Source organism: Stieleria sp. (assembly GCF_041595215.1).
GTDB lineage: Bacteria > Planctomycetota > Planctomycetia > Pirellulales > Pirellulaceae > Stieleria > Stieleria magnilauensis.
Genome location: NZ_JBFHKV010000668.1, coordinates 1 through 4,834, shown reverse-complemented (window position 1 = coordinate 4,834; position 4,834 = coordinate 1). Strand labels below are relative to the sequence as shown.

Here is a 4,834-nt window from a genome sequence, read left to right as displayed (position 1 = left end):
CGCCGTGTCAATGACGGCGGCTGGGACACGCACGGATTCGACAACACACGCATGTACGAGATCGTCAACAAGTACCAACTGCCGATCACCGACCAAACGTTACCGACGCTCTTGGACGATTTAGAAGAACGCGGATTGCTCGACGAAACACTGGTCGTTTGGATGGGCGAATTCGGCCGCACACCGCAGATCAACAAGAACCTCAGCCGCGATCACTGGCCGCAGTGTTACACCGCCCTGTTGGCCGGCGGAGGCGTCAAGAAAGGCTACGTGTACGGCAAGTCCGACGAACACGCCAGCCGGCCGGCGGAGAATCCGGTCAAACCCGAAGACCTGGCCGCCACGATCTACCAACTCCTCGGCATCGATCCGGCAACCGAAATCTACGACCGCAACAACCGCCCCCTCATCATCGGCGGAAACACCCTCCACGACGTCATCGCCTAAACAAACAAGGGCACGAGCCTACGTGTTGGTGTGCAGGCTTCAGCCGCCCACGATCGCTGCTTCGCAGCGAAAACCGGCAAGACAAGAACGGCACGAGCATACATGTCAATGTACAGGCTTCAGAGACCGTCCAGCATAGAAGGTCACCCTCCCGCTCGTCGCGGGAGGTTGACGTCATGGCACTATTTGTCCGGTTACTTTACCCCGTTCCATTCCCCACCGGGCTTCAAAACAAATCGACCTGCCCACCAAACAACACAAAGCAATTCAGGCCGACTGCTGAAAACGACGAGCCAACACACCCCCGATGATGGCTGCCGAACCAGTTCCCCCGATCCACTCCAGCCTTTAATTTTCCTACCTCCAAAATCTTCCTACCTCCTCTCGACGGATGCGAAAAAGCCAAATTGGCAGGATAGGCAACCTGTCGACCACGGCCTCTTGGCTCGGAACGACGAATGGGGGAAAGGGGTTTGGAACGACTCTTGGCCAGTCCGAATGCATCAATGGACGAGCATTGCCCCAAGGTAGGCGACGGCCAGCGAAGCCAGACCGGCGATCCAAAAGTGTGGTCGGGGACGGGGGCGACGGCCGAGGAGTCGGCAGCACAGCGCAACCACGCTCGCATAGGCCATCCCAAACATTGCACCACCGATCGAGAGCAGGATCGCAGACAGAAACGCAGACTCTCCGCTGCGAAAAAGGAAGTCGGGGAAAAATGGCAGGAGGGTTAGTCAATGCAACGGCGAGGGTGACGATTCCCGAGATGGGTGCTGATTGCGAATTCACTGGCCGCAGATCGTGCGCAACGTAGACCTGGACTTGCCCTGGCCTACAATAACGGATTCTACCACTGGAGTACTCATGAATCGAAACGCTTGGACAACGTCCCGTGTGGGGACCCTCGTCGCGATTGTGTTGCTGGTCGTTGCCGCGGTCGCAGTCGCGGTCTGGTCACTGCGACCGGTCAGTCACCTCGCAATCGGCGCGCATCAGACCCGCTTCGTTGTGCCATGCGACTACGACAAATTTCGCCAGATCATGGTCAGAAAGAACGCGACGGCTGCGATCGTTGAGCGGTCGGGCATGGAATTGATTGACGTCCAAATTCGGGACCTGCAAGTGGACGCCAGTGCCGACGATCGACCGTTGCTCAACGCAATTCGCGGCAAATCAAAAATGAACCTCGATGCGATCAGACAGATCAGGGTGCGATTGGATGATCCGGCGATCGACGCAGACGAACTGGCGCTGCGACAACAGGCGACGATTGAAGCCGATTCGATGAATGTGGTGACCAAGTCGATTGCGGCGGCGGGGAATCTGGAAAGTTACCAGACAACGCTTGAGGCGCGTCCGAGCGACGATGGCACCGAGGTCCAGGTCACCGTCGAAATGAAAGTCCGCGTTGACGTGCCAAAGCTGTTCACCAACCGGGCGGACACAAGAGTCCAGGAAGCCGCCGAAAACGCGATCAATGAACAGGCGCGTTCGATCGAGATGTTTATCGCCGAACATGCCGACAAACGCTTGATCCTTCCCGATCTGGGAGGCGGCAATTAGGGCGTTGTCGACGGTAGAGTATGGGAGAGCGGGACTCGCCAAGGCGTAGGTCAGGCTGTGCCTGACAGGCGATTGGCATGCACAGCATGCCCTACGCAGGCAATTGGCATGCACTGCATGCCACTCGCCGCTGAGTTAGACTGGGTGCTTTCATTCCCTGAATCTTCCTCCCACATCGGACCGTTCATGCCCGCTCCACACACCCGAAGAACGTTCCTCGCCGCCAGCGCCGCGGCGGTCGCCGCTCCCGCGATCATCACGTCCAAACGAACGGACGCTCAAGACGTCGTCGGCAGCGGCGAGTTCCAATTTCGATGCCAACACCACTGGCCGCAGTTGCCGGACAAATTCCATTGGCAAATCACCCACAACGTCACGATGGACCCTGACAATCGTCTGTACGTGATCCACGAAGGCGACGCCCAAAAATCCGATCACCCCTCGATCTTTGTGTTCGATGAAGAGGGGCGATTCGTCAAAGCATTCGGACAGCAGTTTCAGGGCGGCGGCCACGGCCTGGACATCCGCGTCGAAGACGGCACACCCTTCTTGTACGTCAGCGGCTATCAGCATCTTAAAACGATCGCAAAGCTGACGCTCGATGGTGAAGTGGTTTGGCAGAAGTATGCCCCGATGAAATCGGATCGCTACGCCGATGGTGAAGCCAGCGATCCCAAAAAGGTCTGGGGCCGCGACCGATTCATGCCGACCAATTTTGCCTTCTTGCCCGACGGCGACTTCCTGTTGGCCGACGGATACGGCGCGTACTGCATCCACCACTACGATGCCGATGGAAATTGGAAAGGCCACTTCGGCGGCGCCGGCAAGGGCGAAGGCACCTTCAACCTTCCACACGGCATCTGGGTCGATGACCGCGACGGCATCGAATCACGCATCGTGGTGGCCGACCGAGCCAATCACACGTTGCAGTTGTTCGACATGGACCACCGCTACAAACAAACGATCGACGGTTTCGGGTTGCCTGCCAATGTGGACACCCACGGAGATCTGATGCTGGTCCCAGAACTGGTCGCCCGGGTTTCGCTGTTGGATTTGAATTACAAACCGGTGGCAACACTCGGTGACGACCGTGAGCGGATCCTGGCGGACAAAAAGCGATCGGTTCGCGCCGATGAGTCACGTTGGCTGGACGGCAAGTTCATCCACCCGCACGATGCCTGTTTTGACTTGGATGGGAACATCCACGTCGCCGAATGGGTCGCCACCGGGCGCGTCACCAAGCTGACTCGCGTGTGATCGACGGCGTCGCGGCGCCGCGTCGATCTGATTCAGCAGTTGGATCTATTTCAGCAGGCTGAGGAGCACGTCCTTGGCCGTGACCATTCCGACCACCGTGTCGGTTTCGTCGCTGACCAGGACAAAGGAGCACTTGGTTCGTTGCAGGACCGGCAACAGATCGCTGACCGGTCGTGATCGATGCATCACCGCCATGGGGTTGGCGAGCATGCTCAGATCGAACGCATCCGATTCGGCTGACAGGATCTGTTCGATGCCGACCCATCCGATCAAACCGTTACCGGAATCTTCCGCGACGGGATAGCAGGAATGCGGTGATTGACGGATGCGGTCCAAGGTCTCCACCATCGAATGGGAAGCCTTGAGTTCGATCATCGCTTTGCGGGGCCGCATCACGGAACCGATCGTGACGTCCTGGAACGGCGACTCATCGACAGGTTGGAATTCGACGCCTGCGCGGTTGCCGGCCTGTCCGGACGCAGGCTTTGCGGATGCTGCGCGCCCCGCCGCGTCGTCTTCGGGTGGGTCGAGTTCGATGTTGCAGTTGAAGCAGACCGAGATGCTGCTCGGATAAACCGCGCCGCAATTGCTGCAGTGCCGCGTCCTGCCGTCGTCTTCGGGCACGACGGGTTTACCAAAACTGTCGATGATCCGCATCACGCCGGTATCGCTGAGCGATCGTGCCTCGACCGGTGGTGGGGCGCTGACCTGTGTGACAACGGCGGCGGTCGATTCGGGGCGGTCAAACCGAAACGTCGCTTGGCAATGCGGGCAGCGGACTTCGCGGTGCAGCCATCCCAGGTCGCCGCGGACGCGATGGCCGTTGGGGCATTCGGTCGTCACGTATTCGTTGGACTCGGCGGTCACGACTGGTTCTCATCGGCTGGGAAGACGTCTCGTTTTCGACACCGCATCGACGACGGGTTGCCCGATTCTGCAGCATCAATGATCGCAGATGCGGCCGCGTCACGCCAGTTCGCTACCGTGGTGAAGCCCTCGAAGACTACATCGAGGGTGATCGAAGGTTCCGAAACGGCACGAAACGACCGGACAATAGTCGTTCCAAGGTGAATGATCCCATGCCCGCCGCGACGGCCTTGAGCAAGTCGCACTTGCGGACGACGGCAACCACGACTCCGTGGCTGGACACCAAGAACTCGTCAACCGATTGGCTGGACAGCCAGCCCAATACGTTGCGGGCATCCCATTGTGCGTTGACCACCGGCAGTGACTGTTCGGCGGCTGACGGCTGGGGGCTTGCCGGCTCGATCGACACCTGCTCTCGCGGAAACGGTTGCTCGGCCGTCGAGTCGATCGGTTGCCAGCCGCGTTGTTCCCATTCCGCCTCACGCTCCACCATCATGGCTTCGCCGCGACCGGCCAAGAACACGAACGCGGCCAGGATGACCAACATCACGTTCGCCGACATCAGCCCAAACAGTGCGAACAGGATAGCCACCACTTGGCCCACGCCGGCGGCCAAGCGTGTGGCGTTGCGATAGGGCATGCCCATGGCCAACAGCGCTCGCAAGACGCGGCCGCCGTCCATCGGGAACGCCGGCAGCAT

General features: G+C 59.5%; 4 protein-coding genes and 1 pseudogene. 3 read left to right on the top strand and 2 right to left on the bottom strand.

Translation table 11 applies throughout. The features are described from left to right. From ABX749_RS22120 to ABX749_RS22110, 3 genes are all read left to right on the top strand, one after another. Nucleotides 1-447, top strand: a 447-nt coding sequence (locus tag ABX749_RS22120) for a DUF1501 domain-containing protein (RefSeq protein WP_372897895.1), incomplete at its 5' end; no start/stop codon positions are given. Between the two features lie 864 nt (nt 448-1,311). Beyond that, nucleotides 1,312-2,010 (top strand): hypothetical protein, encoded by a 699-nt coding sequence (locus ABX749_RS22115; RefSeq protein WP_372897894.1) that lies wholly within the window; start codon nt 1,312-1,314, stop codon nt 2,008-2,010. A gap of 186 nt (nt 2,011-2,196) precedes the next feature. Continuing rightward, complete coding sequence (locus tag ABX749_RS22110; RefSeq protein ID WP_372897893.1) at nt 2,197-3,267, top strand: peptidase; 1,071 nt, start codon at nt 2,197-2,199, stop codon at nt 3,265-3,267. A gap of 45 nt (nt 3,268-3,312) precedes the next feature. On the opposite strand, the gene ABX749_RS22105 is transcribed toward ABX749_RS22110, so the two are convergent. Both ABX749_RS22105 and ABX749_RS22100 read right to left on the bottom strand, forming a co-directional pair. After that, entirely contained in the window at nt 3,313-4,134 is an 822-nt protein-coding gene (locus ABX749_RS22105) for a CBS domain-containing protein (protein ID WP_372897892.1), read from the bottom strand. Between the two features lie 136 nt (nt 4,135-4,270). Continuing rightward, nucleotides 4,271-4,834: pseudogene (locus ABX749_RS22100) on the bottom strand (peptidase M50); the annotation flags it as partial.